This is a genomic window from uncultured Campylobacter sp. (assembly GCF_938045405.1).
In the GTDB taxonomy this organism is placed as follows: Bacteria; Campylobacterota; Campylobacteria; order Campylobacterales; family Campylobacteraceae; genus Campylobacter_B.
In genome coordinates this window covers 1-14,834 of sequence record NZ_CALIMW010000070.1, presented here as the reverse complement: position 1 = coordinate 14,834, position 14,834 = coordinate 1, and the positions used below count along the sequence as shown (strand labels likewise).

Sequence of the window (14,834 nt, the reverse complement as noted above, 5' to 3'; positions counted from 1 at the left end):
AATTTAAAAATTAGGGGTTATACCAGTTATGAAATTAAATAATTTTAGAATTAAATCGGTCGATTTAAAATATGATGTTATCACGATATCCATAAAATTCTTTATGGCAATGTTATTGATTTCTATACCTTTTAAAAATGCTTTCTACCAAGTGTCATGGGTAGGTTTAGATGTAATATTTTTATGTCATATTATATATAAAAAGAATTTTAATATAATATCTGATTTATTAAAGGATATTAATATTTTGCTGATTTCGTTTATAGGCATAGTTGTAGCTCAATTCATATCTAACTTTATTAATCCGGAATACTTAAATAGTAGAAGTTGGGAGACATCAATTTTGTTTACGTTCCGATACGGTATTTTATTTTTAGCTCTTTATTACTTTTATGTTATTAAAGCATTTAATATTACCGAGTTTATAATTTTTATAGTCATCTCGTTTGCTCTGCTTATTGTTACCGGAATTTGTAACGCCACAGATAGTAATAATGCGTTTTTAGATAAAGTACAAGGTGGTTTTACAGGGGGCTTTATAAGTCGTAATGTCTATGGAATGTTTATGGGATTTGCTTTTATTTTTTCATTTATTTTTATAGAAAAGCCTATTGCTAAATTGGTGTTTTGCGCAATTTTATCTATTTTTACTATATTTACGTTTTCTCGTTCCTCATGGGTAGCTGCTTTTTTTGCTACTTTATTCTATTGCATTGTGAATTTTAAGCGAAATAAAAATTTAATATTAATATTTGTCACACTAGCATTTCTTGTATTGGTTGTATTACTAAATATAGAAAGCCTATCAGAAAGGTTCGGTGATCTAATCCAAGGAAATTCATCGGGAAGATATGCTATCTGGAAATATAGCATTGATATGATAATGCAAAAACCTATATTTGGTTGGGGGATAGATGTATTTTTAAATCTTCCGGAAAGAGCTATTCGCATCGATCCAAGCTATAGCATGGCTCATAATATGATTTTAGAGATTATACTTTATACCGGATTTTTTGGTGCGATATTTTATTTTTTAGGCATAGTTTATAATATTTATAGTTCGTTTTGCTATAAAGAATTCAAAATTTCTACTATTTTTATATATTTTTTAGTAATTTTTCAATTTGATCATTCTCCATTTGTAAATAAACCTATTTTGAGCTATATAGCAGTTTTTTCTGCCCTGCTGTATGCAAGCCGAATAAATAACAATAGCAATAGTATGAGAAATAAATAGCCGTGTCAAAAGAGAGAAATAAAAGTCTAAAAATCGTGCATTGCGGCATTTTCAACGAATACGACGACGGTAGTTTTTTCTACGGCATGGAGCGCAAGATCAGCCACGGACTCGTTCGCGGCGGGCACTTCGTCTATGATTTTAGCTACCGCGATTGGGAGCGGAGCTTGCGCTTTTGCGGGCTGAAAAACAGCGGGTTAGAGAAGATGAACGCCAAGCTCGTGCGTACCTGCGAAAATATCGGCGCCGATCTGCTTTTAATCGGCAAAGGCGAAAAGATCAGTCTTGGCACGCTGCGGGCGATAAAATCGGCACTTCCTAAGATCAAAATCGCGATCTGGTACGTCGATCATCTACAAGAAAAACGGGAATTTTTCGAAAAATTAAGCTTCATCGACGTGTTTTTTTGGGCGAATGCGCTGAAGCTGCGTGATCTTTCTGCAAGATACGGTGCGAAATTCGCTTTTTTTCCAAACATCTCCGACGCGGCGTTTGATAGACGCCTAGACGCTGCTAAAACGACCGACGTGATCTACATAGCGCGCGATTATCAAGAGGACGTGAGGTATAAATTTGCGCTTTTGCTGCGCGATTTTTGCGAAAAAGAGGGGCTTAGGCTTAAAATTTTTGCAAGCCTCGGCGCACCTGCCGTATTCGGCGATAAATTTCATCGCGAGATCGCGGCTGCGAAGATCGCGATAAATTTTAATCGCGACGACGAGCTTGAGTGCGCGCGTGCTCATAAATTGCTCGGCGCGAGCGACCGCATGGCACAGTTTTTGGGCTGTGGCGTCTGCACTTTTAGCCCCAAGATCGCGGGGTTTGAACGGCTTTACGAGGATGGCTCGGAGATAGTTTATTTTGATGATCCTGCGGATTGCTTTTCAAAGATAAAATGCCTTCTTACTAGCGGCGAATACGCGCACATTGCGCAGTGCGGCAGAGCCAAGACGCTAAGGATCGCAAATGCCGCCCGAGTGGCAAAATTTATGCTTGAGACGATCTTTGAAGAGAGCTTCGACACGGATTTAAAAAATGCGGATAGCGACGACTGCAGTAAAGTTGGTGGCGAGCTTGGAGAGAGATATGATAGCTGTAGCGAAGGCGGAAAAATTTACGGTAAAAAGGGCGATGAAAAACTAAAATTTAATGACGAGGCTCACGCAGTAGGTTGCGAAGACAATGGTAAGGATGATAAAATTGGTGCCAAAATTTGCGATGAAATTTACGGAGACGGCAAATATCGCAACGGCCGTGGCGAAAAGGATAAAAGCGATCGGAGCGATTTTTACAGCGAGCCTTACGAATGGCGCGAGTTTATTTATAAGAAAGGGCGAGCGATATGAAAATTCTACATACGCTACAATGGAAGCAGTTCGCTGGAACAGAGAAAGTCTGCGTCGATCTGTGTAATGAAATGGCAAAAACTAATGAGGTATTTTTGCTAAGCGACGAAAAGATTGCACCATATTTGAGTGAACGCGTAAATTTAATCAAATTTAATTTCGGGCATAATAGATATAATCCATTATTTTTACTACAGACAGCACAGCTTTTAATTAAAATTTCACCAGACATAATTCATTGTCACAATACAAAAGAAATTGAAATAATGTATCGCGCACGGAATTTAGCACGATTTTTAGGCTCTAGGAGAATCGGAGTGGTGGCTACGAAGCATACTTTGCAGGTGAAGAAAAATTATAAACTAGCTGATCTATGCGTGGCGGTGTTAGAGGATACGAAAGAAATTTTGCCTACAAACTCCATAATCATCAAAAATGCGATGGCATATAAAAAACCAAAGGAGGGAGAATATAGAAGTAATAAATTTAGTATCATTTCAGCCGCCAGGTTATCTGCGCCCAAGGGTATGGATATAATAATAAAGGCTTTGGCGGATGTAAATTTTGACTTTGAATGCACAATATTCGGTAGTGGTGAAGAAGAGGAGAATTTAAAGGATTTAATAAAAGAATTAGGCTTGGAAGAAAAGATAAATATTGCAGGCTTTACGGATCATTTGCAAGATTATTTAAGTGCTTGTAATCTACAAATCATTGCGTCTGCATTTGAGGCTTATGGGTTAACGGCAATCGATGGCGTATATTATTCGCCGCTTTTAATCTCTACTGCAGTGGGTATTTGCACCGAAATTTTACCCAAAGAGCTGCTGTTTGAAAGAGATATTTTGTCACTACGGCGTAAACTAAACGAAGTATATGAGAATTATGAAGAATTTAAGGCGATTTTTTCTAAAGTAAAGGAAAAATGCAAAGGAGAATTCGATCTGTCTAACGTTGTAAATCAATACATCAAAGCTTACAAGAGCTTGCTATGACCTATTTTGTAGCCTTTCTGATCTTTGCCGCCGTAGCGGGCGTTTCGCTGCGGTATAACTGGTGGCGGATCCCGCAGGGCTGGCATAAGGCGCGGGTGCTGATGTATCATAGCGTAGAGGAGCACAAGGGCGATAAATTCGACAAATGGCGGCTAAGACCTGCGGATTTTGAAAGACAGATCGCGTGGCTTGCAAAAAACGGCTTTAAAAGCTTTAAGCTTAGCGAGCTTATCGCGCTAGAGCGGCTGCCTAAAAAGGCGGTTTGCATCACATTCGATGACGGGTTTGAAAATAATTTTACCGACGCCTTTGAAATTTTGAAAAAATACGATTTCAAAGCGAGCATATTTTTGGTGCCGGACGCCGTGCAAAACGACTGGGAGCGCGCCAACACCGCTCATCTAGCGCGGATGCTAAGCGAGGAGCAAATTTTAAAAATGCAAGCAAGCGGGCTGGTGGAGTTTGGCGCGCATACGATGCACCACGTAAATTTAGACCTTACCTACGCGAGCGATCCACAGCTTGCCGCAGATGAGATCATCGCATCCAAAGCTCGCGTAGCAAGTATTTGCGGACAGCCTTGCGAGGTGTTTGCCTACCCGTACGGTAAATTTAACGACGAAATTTTAAATATCGCCAGATCAAATTTTAAAGGCGCGGTGGTCGTCAAGCGCGGACTTTACGAGGCGGGCGACGACAAATACGCCGTAAAGCGTATCGGCATTTTGGGCACGGAGGGGTTTTTTGATTTTTGGCTGAAATTTACGAGGATAAGGAACAAACTATGATTAAAGCGTCCGTTTATGCGATAGTGATGAATGAGGAGCGTCACATCGAGCGTATGCTGCGTAGCGTGGCGGATTTTGCCGAGATCATAATCGTCGATAGCGGCAGCACCGATGCCACGCTGCAAATCGCGCGTAAATTTACCGATAAAATTTACCACCACGACTGGCAGGGCGAGGGGGTGCAGAAAAACTATGCGTTTTCGCTATGTAGCAACGAATGGGTGCTCAATCTCGACGGCGACGAGGAGGTAAGTCCTGAGCTAAAGGGCGAGATAGAGGAGTTTATGGGCCAGAGCGATTACTCGGCGCTGGATATTAAATTTCATGAATACTCGCTCGGGCGCAAGTGCTCCGATCTCGTGCGCAAAAATACCCACATCCGCTTCTTTCGCAAGGAGTGCGGCGAGTATAAAAATATGGGGGTGCACGCGCAAATTTCGATCATAAAAGGCGCGGTGAAAAAGAGCAAATTTTGCATTAATCACTTTAGCGAAAAGCCGATCGCAGAGCTCGTTATGAAAAACAACAACTACTCTACGCTACGCGCGCAGGGGGATTTTGAGAAGGGCAAAAAGCCGAGCCTTGCGAAGCTTTTGCTGATCTATCCGTTTGCATTTTTTAAATCATACATTTTGCGAAGATCGCTTTTTGACGGGCGCAAGGGATTTATCACGGCAAACATTAACGCATTTTACGCGTTTTTAAAAGAGGCGAAACTTTACGAGAAGTATCTTAAAAAGGGCGAAGATTAATCGAAATGATAGAAAATTTTAGTTATTATTACGACTTAAATTTAACGGCGAAAAGGGCGAAAAAATGGATAAAAAAGTAGTAGCGGCACATAAAATTTCAGACGAAGAATATGAAAAAATTTTAAAAATTTTAGGTCGCGAGCCGAATCTGCTCGAGCTTGGGATTTTTAGCGCGATGTGGAGCGAGCACTGCAGCTACAAATCGAGCAAAAAATACTTAAGCGACTTCCCGATCAAGGCGCCTTGGGTCATCCAGGGCCCCGGCGAAAATGCAGGCGTCATCGACATCGGCGGCGGCATGGCCGCGGTTTTTAAGATGGAAAGCCATAACCACCCAAGCTTCATCGAGCCTTTTCAGGGCGCTGCAACAGGCGTGGGCGGGATACTGCGCGATATCTTTACGATGGGCGCGCGCGTCGAAGCCAATATGAACTCGCTTCGTTTCGGCGAGGTGCGAGGAAGCAGCGAAAACGCCAGAAAGCAGCGCTATCTGCTTAAGGGCGCGGTTGCCGGCATCGCTCACTACGGCAACTGCATGGGCATCCCTACGATCGGCGGCGAGACGAGCTTTGATAAGAGCTTTGACGGCAACATTTTAGTTAATGCCTTTGCTCTTGGTATCGTTAAAAAGGATGAAATTTTCTACGGCAGGGCCGAAGGCGTGGGCAACAGCGTGATCTACGTGGGCTCTAAGACCGGTCGCGACGGCCTCGGCGGAGCCGTGATGGCGAGCGATAGCTTCAACGACGCGAACAAATCTCTACGCCCGACCGTGCAGGTGGGCGATCCGTTCGCCGAAAAGCTGCTGATGGAGGCGTGCTTGGAGCTTTTTAAAACAGATTACGTCGTAGGCATCCAGGATATGGGTGCGGCGGGGCTTACTTCAAGCAGCTTTGAGATGGCGGGGCGCAGCGGCAGCGGCATGAGGTTAAATTTGGATCGCGTGCCGATGCGCGAGGCAGGGATGAGCCCGTATGAGCTGATGCTAAGCGAGAGCCAAGAGCGCATGCTGATCTGCGCCAAAAAGGGCTGCGAGGAGAAAATCAAAGAAATTTTTGCCAAATGGGATCTGGATGCCGCCGTCATCGGCGAGGTAACGGATAGCGGCAAGATGGAGCTTTTTTGGCACGGCGAGCTAGCGGGCGTTATCCCGATCGAGCCGCTTAGCGAGGCTGCGCCCGTGCTGGATCGCCCGATAAAAGAGCCTGCATATATGGCGCAGATCGCGCGGCAAAATTTATGCGGCTGCGGCGCGAGCGAGCGCGAGCTAGACGCGGCGTTTGATAAAATTTTTGAGGACCCCGAAGTGCTAAATAAATCCTACATCTACGATCAATACGACGCTAACGTAGGGTTAAATTCCGCCAAGCGTCCCGGCATGCTGGGCGCTGCGGTGATGCGAGTTAAGCAAAACGGCGTAAAGCTCGCGATGGCTGCGGATTGCAACACGCGGATGAATTACGTCCATCCTCGCATAGGCGCGGCGCTTGCGGTAGCGTCGGCGGGGCGAAAGGTCGCGATGAGCGGCGCAACGCCTCTAGCCATCACCGACTGCCTAAACTACGGCAATCCGCAAAATCCAGAGGTTATGTGGCAGTTCGCGCAGGGCTGCGAGGGGATCAAGCAAGCTTGTGCCGCGCTAAATACTCCGGTCATCAGCGGCAACGTAAGCCTATATAACGAAACGGGTGGCGTTAGCATCCAGCCCACTCCCGCGATCGTGTGTGTGGGCACAAACGAGGGCGAGATCATCCCTAGCGATTTTTGCGCTAGCGGCGTGAGCGTCTATCTGGCGGGCGATACGAAGGGCGTATTTGCGGGCTCGCTTTATATGAAAGCGGTAGAAAATCGCGTCGCAGGCAGCCTGCCTGAGTTAAGCTTAAAAGCCGAGCGCGCTCTGTGGGACTTCGCGATCGAGGCGGGCAGGAGCGGAGTTTTGGAATTTGCAAACTCCGTAGGAATCGGTGGCGTGGCGATTACGCTTGCGAAGATGGCGTGCGTAGGCGGCGTAGGCGGCGAGTTTGAGATGAGCTGCGATGATAGCAGAGATATTTTCGACGAGAGCTTTTCGCGCGCGATTTTCGGCGTGCGCGACGAGACTAAATTTAAAGAGCTGGCCGCAAAATACGGGCTAAGCTTAATGCGACTAGGCATCAGCGGCGGCGAAGAGTTTCGCATAAATTCCGTCCGTAAAAACATAAACGCGCTAAAAGAAATTTACTTCGGCGAGTTTGCCAAGATCGTAAAGAGCGAAGATTAGCGCGTGCTTAGCATCATATTTCTTTTAATCGCGCTGTATATTTTCGCGCAGATCGGCGGGGCTCTCGGCAACTCCGGCTATCGCGGCAAGGCGCGAATGCAGCTAGCAGAAGCTAAAATTTTAGTAGCGCTTCTAGCCAAGGTCGCCAAAAGCGACGGGCACGTAAGCGAGTCCGAAGCTGCGATGATAAGCGAAATTTTAGACGATTTGGTGCGCCAAATGGGCGCCGGCGAACGCGAACGCGAGGCACTGAAGCTCGTTTATAAGCTCGAGAAAGAAAACCTCGCAAACGTGCGCGAGCTTGCCGAAAAATATAACCAAACCTACCGCCCGAGCCCGAGCCGCAAAACGGGGCTAATCTATTTCTTTTTAAATTTAGCCTATGTCGATCGCGGTTTTAGCGCGGCAGAGCGGCGTACGATCTCGCAAATTTGCGACGGATTGGGCATTGCGGAGCATATCCAAAGCCAGATATTCGCGACCTTTGAGCGTAGCTTTTACGGCACATATTACGAAAACGGCGGCGCGCAAAGCAGCTCCGCTTACGACGAATACGACGGCTATAGCACAAGAAGCGGCGGGTATTGGGACAAATACGGCGGCAGAAGCACGGGCGGTTACGGAAGCAGTAGTTACGGCGGCGGCACCGGCTACGGATATGGCGGCACGACGGGTTCGGGCTATGGAGGCTCGCAAAGCTCAGGCGGCTCATACGGCGGGTATTCGAGTGGATATGGCGGCTATTCGGGCGGCTCGCAAGGCTCCGCCAAAAGCAAAAGAGATCCGTATGAAATTTTGGGGCTCTCCAAGGACGCTACGTTTAACGAGATCAAGAAAAAATATCGCGAGCTCGTGAAAAAATACCATCCCGACATCCTGATGGGCAAGGGCGCGGACGAGGAGATCATCCAGGAGGGCACGAAGAAGCTTCAGGAGATCAACGAGGCGTATAAAATTTTAAAGGAGCGCTTCGGCGAGAAGTAGGGCGAGCAAATTTTAAAATTTGAGGGCGCAAAACGCCTTGAAATTTTAATGTAGGGCTCGCGAAACGGCGACAAGGTGCGGCGAAAGATTAGAATTTAAGGAGTGATGAATGAAAAATTTTATAATTTTAGCTGTTTTGGCGGCACTACTTGGAGGATGCGGGATATTGCGCCCGGCTAAGAGCGACAAGGAGTTTAAATTTTACGACGGCAACAAAACCGTGATCTATAAATTTGCGGGCGAGGATCTGTATGAAAACGGCAGAAATTTAGGCTCCTATTCTATGGATAGAGGCGAGTTTAGGATGCTCGTGCTCGATGAGGCGGGCAAGTCTTACGGCAACAATTACAAGTCCGCGCTGAATGCCAAGCGGATGAAATTTTATCTTTTTAACGACGAAAGGGCAATGGTATTTAGCATTTGGCACAAAGATGGGATTTGCAGCGTCTATAATGCAGGCAGATACGTAAATTTCGACTATACTTCAAATATGTTCAAAGACGGCGATTGGCTTTATGCGGACGGTATAATTTCAAAAAGCGAGAGCTTAGTGCAAAATATGAGCTCGAAAGGACTAAGCGCATATAAAAATATGAATTTTGAAAAAGCGGTCGATCGCAAAGATACGAAATATATTGCGGAGGAGTTGGCTGTGGCTGGATTTTTCAAAAAGACGATCGAGGGTCTTAAAACCATGATCTTAGACGATTTTTGCAGATAAACTTCGGGGGAGTTATGGATAAAATTAAAATTTTAGCGCTGCTTGCGGCGGTCGCGCTGCTCGCAGGCTGTATGAAGGTAAAGTATTCGCAAGCCGAGCTACATCCGGAAAATTCCGTGATGATGAGCTACGACGGGGAGACCGTCACCGAGTATAAAATTTCAGACGGCGTGCTTTTAAAAGATGACGCGATCTTAGGAAGATATGAAGAGGAGGGCTCCAATCTCTATCTATTTACAGACGAAAGAGGAGTCGGCATGGCTAAGGATCAAATTTCGCAGCGAGGTCTAAATAAATTTACGATCTACGTTTTTACGCCCAATAAAGAGCTGCGAATCGCCGAGTATTCCGCAAGCGGCGGCGTTTGCAAGGCCTTTGCGGAGGGCAAATTCGTAAGCCTAAAAGAGCACTTTAGCGGCTACGCTTCCTCCGCGCCGCTTTATTCATACTCATTTTCGGCTTCGGTGTCGCAAAACGCGAGCGCAAACGTGATCTCGCGCTATGAATACGTGGGCTCAAGACTAAAAAATAGTAGGGCATTCTTGCAAAGCCCGCATACGGCTCTAGGCAATACGGTTAAAGAGAGCATCGAGTGGCACCGGGACAAATTGCGCGATATTTGTAAGATAAAATTTTAAAAACCAAACCAACACGAAAGGAAAAACATGGGATTTTTATCCAAAGACGAAGAGCCGCAGAAGCAGGGCGCCAAAAAGGCAGCGAAGCAACCGCCGATCTTGATGAAGCAAACGCAAGAGGTGATCACCAATATCGAGAAATATCTGGGCGCGCCGCTGCTTACCTACTTCAATTCGGGCGCGGGCAGCGTCTGCGGCAACGACGCGATCAGTATCAACGACCACCTAAAGGGCAAGCATTTCGAAAAACTCTACCTTTACATCAAATCTGACGGCGGCAGCGGCATAGCATCGCTTAAGATCGTTTCGATCCTGCGCAACCACTGCGACGAGCTGATCGCTCTAGTGCCTGCAAACTGCGCTTCGGCGGCTACGATGATGGCGCTTGGGGCGAATAAAATTTTAATGGGGCCGCTAGGCTATCTCACGTCGGTCGATACTTCGCTGCGCCACGAGCTTTCACCGGTTACGAACACAAACGATCAAGCCAACGTTTCGATGGACGAGCTAAGCCGCGTGGTGAAGCTTTGGAAAAATAACGAGCGCCCGAACGACGAGAACCCGTACAAGGAGCTTTATAAATATATCCATCCGCTCGTTTTCGGCGCCGTCGATCGCGCAAGCAGCCTGTCGCTTAAAATTTGCCGCGAAATTCTGCGCTACCACTTCGAAGATGAGCAAAAGATCGCCTTTATCAGCGACAAGCTAAACAGCGGCTATCCGTCGCACGACTATCCGATCTTATTTAGAGAGGCTAATGAGCTTGGACTTCAGGTCGAGAAGATGGATACGCGCCTAAGCGAGATGCTTCAAATTTTAAACGAGCTCTACGCCGAGATGGGGCAGCGCACCTTCACCGACTTCGACGAGAACAACTACCACGACAACAACATCGCCAACATCATCGAAATTTCGGGATGCCAGATCTACTATCAGATCGACAAGGACTGGTTTTATCGCGAGGAGGAGAAGCGCTGGATCGTGCTAAACGATGAGAGCTCGTGGCGCAAAAACGAGATCGACGGCAAAAATATCAAAAACAGCATCTATTATATTTAGTGCGGTTTTTGGGTCTCGTGCCGCTTTAAATTTGCGGCTTGTAAAATTTAAATCGGCGCGCAAAATTTAAATGAGCAGCAGCGCAAGGTGCGATTGATGATGACATAGCCGCGCTTATGGACGAACTGGAAAATAGGATGTGCAGGTAAATTTAAAATTTTAAAAGCGGCAAAAGCAAGCGCCAACCTAGCTTGGCGATAAAAGCTGCGCCGTGAAATTTTAAATTTAACCGATTTGCGTAGGTTCTTGCGGCTAAATTTGCGCTGCAGTTTAAATTTACGTTTTGCGCGCGGCTTTTAAATTTAGCCTTTGCAAGCGGCGCAGAATTTTAAAATTTACGTCCGCGCGAGCAAAGCGGCGGCATTTGAAAAGTAAATTTAAAATTTGCGCGCGGTAAATGCGGTAAATTTAGCAAATTTCGCTTTGCCGATTCCGCTTCATAAATTAGGCAAAATTTTAAAATTTAAAGGATTTTTGCGATGAAATTTTTTATCTCATCTCTGTTTTTTGCTCTGTCGCTGCTCGGCTGCGCAGGTAAAAACTCGCCCGCAAGCGATGAAATCTACGTTCTTTCGGACGAGCTTGGGGATACGAAATACGCTTTTTACGGCGGAAATCTCTACGAAAACGGCGCGATTTTAGGCCCTTACGAAACGCGCGGCGATGCGAAGCTTGCGATTTTAGGCGGTAGCGGCGCAAATTTAGACGAAAACGCAAAGCTCATAAAACTATATTTTTTCGAGCGCAGATACGGCGCGATCTACGCCGTAAGCCACAAAAACGGGGTCTGCGCCGAGTACAATAAGGGAAATTTCGTAGATTTTCAAATTTTATTTAATATTTTTCAAAGCAAAGAGTGGTTTAATTATAGCGGCGGCATCTCTGCGGGCAGCGAGAGGCTAAAAGAGCTGAGTTCGGCGCGTATGGCGAAATTTAACGGCGCAAAGCTCGGCGCGGCGGATGAAAAGACGAGGCGCGAGTATCAAAAGGCTCGCCGCGAGGCGATTTTGTATTTTCAGCTTAACGCAAACGATATGCGCGAGTTGATTTTTAAAAGATTATGCGAATAAATTAAAAGGAGAAAAGATGAGAGCGTTAATCAGCGTCAGCGATAAAGAGGGTGTCGTAGAGTTTGCTCGCGGGCTACAGAAGCTCGGATTTGAAATTTTAAGCACGGGCGGCACGTTTAAGCTTCTGCGCGAAAACGGCGTCGCGGTGCTCGAGGTTAGCGAATACTCGGGCTCGCCCGAGATGTTTGAGGGGCGGGTTAAGACCTTGCATCCGAAGATCCACGGCGGAATTTTGTATAAGCGAAACGACGCAAACCACGTAAGCCAGGCCGCACAGCACGGCATCGGCGGCATCGATCTCGTGTGCGTAAATTTATATCCTTTTAAAGCGACCGTAGCCCGCACCGACGATTTTTCCGAGATTATCGAAAATATCGACATCGGCGGCCCTGCGATGGTTCGAAGCGCGGCTAAAAATTTTGCTAGCGTCTATGTCGTCACAAGTCCGCTTGATTACGGCGCGGTTTTGCAAAATTTAAGCGGTGCGGACGAGAGCGAGAAGCTGAAATTTAGGCAAAATTTAATGATAAAAGCTTATGAGCACACCGCAGCCTACGACGCGATGATCGCAAACTATATGAACGAGCGCTTTAACGGCGGCTTCGGCGCGAAAAAATTTATCACGGGTAGCAAAGTATTCGATACCCGCTATGGCGAAAATCCGCACCAAAAGGGCGCGCTGTACGAGTTCGAGGACTTTTTTAGCAAGCACTTTAAGAGCCTAAAGGGCGAGGCGAGCTTTAACAATATGACCGATATGCACGGCGCGCTGATGCTCGCTAGCAGCTTCGGGGAGGCGCCTGCGGTAGCGATCTGCAAGCACGCCAATCCATGCGGCTTTGCCGTAAAGGGGAGCCTGCTTGAAAGCTACACCGAGGCGCTAAAATGCGACCCCGTAAGCGCATACGGCGGCGTCGTGGCGATAAACGGCGTTTTGGACGAGGAGCTAGCGAATAAAATCAATGAAATTTTTGTCGAGGTTATCCTTGCCGCTCGCGTTACGCCCGCGGCGCTTGCGGTATTTGAAAAGAAAAAGCGTATTAAAATTTTCGAGCAGGGCGGGGAGTTTTTAATGCGCGAAAACGACAAGTATGATTTTAAATTTATTGACGGCGGCTTCGTATATCAGCAGCGCGACTACGTGGGCGCGGACGAGGTCGCAAACGCCCGCTGCGTCACGGGGCGCGCGGCTAGCGAGAGCGAACTGGATGATCTAAAAATCGCGTGGCAGATCGCCGCACTTACGAAGAGCAACTGCGTGGTTTACGTCAAAAATCGCGCGATGGTCGCGATCGGCATGGGTATGACGAGCCGCGTGGACGCTGCACGTGCGGCAGTGGCGAAGGCTCGCGATGTGGGCGTCGATCTGCACGGCTGCGCGCTTGCCAGCGAGGCGTTTTTCCCGTTTAAAGACAGCATCGAGATCGCCCATGCTGCGGGCGTCGCGGCGGTCGTGCAGCCCGGCGGCAGCATCCGCGACGATGAGGTGATCGCAAGCGCCGACGAGTTTGGCATGGCGATGTATTTTACGGGAGTGCGCCACTTTTTGCACTAAATTTTGCTCGCCCGCGGTGAGGCGGATTTATTGTGATAGCTTTGTAACTTTTTATGCCGTTGCAAATCTTGAAAACCGCGCCGGAGCAGATCTCATTGCTCGCTGCGTAGCGGTGCGACGCAATCTAAATTTAATCACTCGCCACTCCTGAATGGTTGCGAAATTTTATCTTGCGGCCGCGGCGCGAAAATTTTAAATTTAATCGGCAAAATGTTGGGTTTGTCACCATGTCTGCGCAGTTTAGTATAAATTTATCGGTCTAAATTTACAAGGTCTCTTGGCTGTATTTTGCTAGGAATTTTAAAATTTGCGCAAATAGCGCGGCGTGCGCGGTTAGAGCGTATATTTTATTACGTCGCGAGATTTCAGCGCAGTCTTAGTGTAGTTTTATTATGACTCACAACTTTAGCGGTAAAATTTTGCCGTAGCCTCAAAATTTCGAGGCAAATTTTACCGCTCCGCGCTCGTGCGTCTTTAAATTTCGCTGTTTGCGGTAGCTATCAAGCCCGGCAAAATTTCACTCTCGCTTCATTTAGAGATTGTAAAATTGCGCAAAATTTAAAACGAAAGGATCAAATATGAAAATTTCTAAAGTTTTAATCTGCCTCTTTGCTTTGGCGGCGGGTTATTTAGTCGCGCTAAATGCCGCAGATGGCGGCGCGGCGGACGCAAATTTTAAAGTTAAAGGGGGCGGCATGAACGCAAACGTGAAAGAAATTTATCTGGCAGGCGGCTGCTTTTGGGGTATGGAAGCGTATTTCAAGCAGCTTGACGGCGTAGTCGCGACGCAGGTGGGCTACGCCAACGGCAAGAGCGATAAGGCAAGCTACGAAGGGCTGCATAGCAGCGATCACGCCGAGACGCTAATGCTTAAATTTGACGCCAACGTCATCAGCGAGCCTGAAATTTTGGCGCATTATTTCCGCATCATCGATCCGTTCTCGATCGACAAGCAAGGCAACGACCGCGGTCGCCAGTATCGCACGGGCATCTACTACGTTCTCGGAAAGGATGGGGCGGAAAGCCAAGACGCTGCCGTGGTCAAGGAATCGCTTGCCTTGCTGGAAAAACAAGTCGGGCGCAAGATCGCCATTGAGGAAGGGCCTATCATGAATTTCTATCGGGCAGAGGAAGACCATCAGGAGTACCTGACGAAACACCCGAACGGATATTGCCATATCTCGCCTGACCTCATCGCGGAAATGCGCCGGAAGCGCGATGCGGACGATGCGGCGTCGAGCGTCCAGCATACGCCCGATACCGTCTATGAAAAGCCGTCGGAATATGCGCTTCGTGAGAATTTGAGCGACCTGCAGTATGCCGTGACGCAGGAAAAGGCGACCGAGCCGCCGTTTAAGAACGCATACGACCATGCTGAGCTTGGTTTGGGTTAAACCCTGGTATAATGGCTTGCGCAACAAATGATAAG

Annotated in this window: 13 protein-coding genes; all 13 read left to right on the top strand. The window is 47.2% G+C overall.

Annotated features, from left to right (window positions below; genetic code table 11):
- Positions 1-28 precede the first annotated feature (28 nt).
- The 13 genes from Q0140_RS02545 to msrA all read left to right on the top strand — a co-directional run bounded on the left by Q0140_RS02545 (position 29) and on the right by msrA (position 14,799).
- Positions 29-1,237 (top strand): O-antigen ligase family protein, encoded by a 1,209-nt coding sequence (locus Q0140_RS02545; RefSeq protein WP_297961481.1) that lies wholly within the window; start codon positions 29-31, stop codon positions 1,235-1,237.
- A gap of 2 nt (positions 1,238-1,239) precedes the next feature.
- Complete coding sequence (locus Q0140_RS02540; RefSeq protein WP_297961478.1) at positions 1,240-2,583, top strand: glycosyltransferase; 1,344 nt, start codon at positions 1,240-1,242, stop codon at positions 2,581-2,583.
- Complete coding sequence (locus Q0140_RS02535; protein WP_297961475.1) at positions 2,580-3,578, top strand: glycosyltransferase; 999 nt, start codon at positions 2,580-2,582, stop codon at positions 3,576-3,578. The genes Q0140_RS02540 and Q0140_RS02535 overlap by 4 nt, the downstream gene beginning before the upstream one ends.
- Positions 3,575-4,366, top strand: a complete 792-nt coding sequence (locus Q0140_RS02530) for a polysaccharide deacetylase family protein (RefSeq protein WP_297961472.1) — start codon at positions 3,575-3,577, stop codon at positions 4,364-4,366. The genes Q0140_RS02535 and Q0140_RS02530 overlap by 4 nt, the downstream gene beginning before the upstream one ends.
- Positions 4,363-5,118: a glycosyltransferase family 2 protein gene (locus Q0140_RS02525; RefSeq protein WP_297961469.1), complete on the top strand. Its 756-nt coding sequence runs from the start codon at positions 4,363-4,365 to the stop codon at positions 5,116-5,118. Before Q0140_RS02530 ends, Q0140_RS02525 begins: the two co-directional genes overlap by 4 nt.
- Before the next feature lie 64 nt (positions 5,119-5,182).
- Complete coding sequence (purL, locus tag Q0140_RS02520) at positions 5,183-7,378, top strand: phosphoribosylformylglycinamidine synthase subunit PurL (RefSeq protein WP_297961466.1); 2,196 nt, start codon at positions 5,183-5,185, stop codon at positions 7,376-7,378.
- 3 nt (positions 7,379-7,381) lie between these two features.
- The gene (locus tag Q0140_RS02515; RefSeq protein WP_297961463.1) at positions 7,382-8,362 is read left to right on the top strand and encodes a DnaJ domain-containing protein; all 981 of its coding nucleotides are present in this window, start codon (positions 7,382-7,384) and stop codon (positions 8,360-8,362) included.
- Between the two features lie 109 nt (positions 8,363-8,471).
- A complete protein-coding gene (locus tag Q0140_RS02510) occupies positions 8,472-9,083 on the top strand; it encodes a hypothetical protein (protein WP_297961460.1) in 612 nt (203 codons plus the stop codon).
- 14 nt (positions 9,084-9,097) lie between these two features.
- Entirely contained in the window at positions 9,098-9,721 is a 624-nt protein-coding gene (locus Q0140_RS02505; RefSeq protein WP_297961457.1) for a hypothetical protein, read from the top strand.
- A 27-nt stretch (positions 9,722-9,748) separates the two neighbouring features.
- Positions 9,749-10,780 carry a hypothetical protein gene (locus tag Q0140_RS02500; RefSeq protein WP_177387284.1) on the top strand — a complete coding sequence of 344 codons (1,032 nt, stop codon included), beginning with the start codon at positions 9,749-9,751 and terminating at the stop codon, positions 10,778-10,780.
- Between the two features lie 479 nt (positions 10,781-11,259).
- Positions 11,260-11,850, top strand: a complete 591-nt coding sequence (locus tag Q0140_RS02495) for a hypothetical protein (protein ID WP_297961453.1) — start codon at positions 11,260-11,262, stop codon at positions 11,848-11,850.
- Positions 11,851-11,866: 16 nt separating this feature from the next.
- Positions 11,867-13,405, top strand: coding sequence for a bifunctional phosphoribosylaminoimidazolecarboxamide formyltransferase/IMP cyclohydrolase (gene purH / locus Q0140_RS02490; RefSeq protein ID WP_297961450.1), 1,539 nt, complete (start codon positions 11,867-11,869; stop codon positions 13,403-13,405).
- 578 nt (positions 13,406-13,983) lie between these two features.
- Positions 13,984-14,799 (top strand): peptide-methionine (S)-S-oxide reductase MsrA, encoded by an 816-nt coding sequence (msrA, locus tag Q0140_RS02485; protein WP_297961447.1) that lies wholly within the window; start codon positions 13,984-13,986, stop codon positions 14,797-14,799.
- Positions 14,800-14,834 lie beyond the last annotated feature (35 nt).

What these genes read in the sequence shown, in the direction of transcription:
- Q0140_RS02545 (WP_297961481.1), top strand. Translation starts at nt 29, where the DNA reads ATGAAATTAAATAATTTTAGAATTAAATCGGTCGATTTAAAATATGAT.
- Q0140_RS02535 (WP_297961475.1), top strand. Translation starts at nt 2,580, where the DNA reads ATGAAAATTCTACATACGCTACAATGGAAGCAGTTCGCTGGAACAGAG.
- Q0140_RS02530 (WP_297961472.1), top strand. Translation starts at nt 3,575, where the DNA reads ATGACCTATTTTGTAGCCTTTCTGATCTTTGCCGCCGTAGCGGGCGTT.
- Q0140_RS02525 (WP_297961469.1), top strand. Translation starts at nt 4,363, where the DNA reads ATGATTAAAGCGTCCGTTTATGCGATAGTGATGAATGAGGAGCGTCAC.
- purL (WP_297961466.1), top strand. Translation starts at nt 5,183, where the DNA reads ATGGATAAAAAAGTAGTAGCGGCACATAAAATTTCAGACGAAGAATAT.
- Q0140_RS02510 (WP_297961460.1), top strand. Translation starts at nt 8,472, where the DNA reads ATGAAAAATTTTATAATTTTAGCTGTTTTGGCGGCACTACTTGGAGGA.
- Q0140_RS02505 (WP_297961457.1), top strand. Translation starts at nt 9,098, where the DNA reads ATGGATAAAATTAAAATTTTAGCGCTGCTTGCGGCGGTCGCGCTGCTC.
- Q0140_RS02500 (WP_177387284.1), top strand. Translation starts at nt 9,749, where the DNA reads ATGGGATTTTTATCCAAAGACGAAGAGCCGCAGAAGCAGGGCGCCAAA.
- Q0140_RS02495 (WP_297961453.1), top strand. Translation starts at nt 11,260, where the DNA reads ATGAAATTTTTTATCTCATCTCTGTTTTTTGCTCTGTCGCTGCTCGGC.
- purH (WP_297961450.1), top strand. Translation starts at nt 11,867, where the DNA reads ATGAGAGCGTTAATCAGCGTCAGCGATAAAGAGGGTGTCGTAGAGTTT.
- msrA (WP_297961447.1), top strand. Translation starts at nt 13,984, where the DNA reads ATGAAAATTTCTAAAGTTTTAATCTGCCTCTTTGCTTTGGCGGCGGGT.